1 protein-coding gene and 1 riboswitch are annotated in these 306 nt (G+C 60.5%); the gene reads right to left on the bottom strand.

Features of this window, described 5'->3' with window-relative positions; translation table 11 throughout:
- Positions 1–110, bottom strand: a 110-nt coding sequence (locus ACSIPU_RS30935; protein WP_435322523.1) for a hypothetical protein, incomplete at its 3' end; no start/stop codon positions are given.
- 69 nt (positions 111–179) lie between these two features.
- Positions 180–306: riboswitch (cobalamin riboswitch) on the bottom strand. This riboswitch is flagged as partial in the annotation.

Here is a 306-nt window from a genome sequence, read left to right as displayed (position 1 = left end):
AGCAAGCTGAGCAGGCCGAGCGTAACGGTGGTTTTGCCACAACCGCTGCCGGTACCCGCAAGAATGAACGCACGCCTGGTTGCCATACCCTGTCCTGTTCTGGCGGTCAGGGTATAGCTACGCGCATGCCTGGTCCTGCGACCACGCACCGCTAAGCCACCCACTTCCCACCGAAGTTGTTGGTCAGTTACCGGCAGGCAGGTCTTCTGGCTTAGCCTCGTTCTCGCCCGCCCTTCCCAATCTTTCGATCAGTGGTTTTTGCGGGGTCGTCAGCATCACAGCAGCGGGGGCTGCGGGGGATTTACA

Source organism: Klebsiella sp. HN106 (genome assembly GCF_051209435.1).
GTDB classification, from domain to species: domain Bacteria; phylum Pseudomonadota; class Gammaproteobacteria; order Enterobacterales; family Enterobacteriaceae; genus Klebsiella; species Klebsiella oxytoca.
Note: the sequence above shows the minus strand (reverse complement) of the source record. Positions and strands in the feature narration are given on the sequence as shown.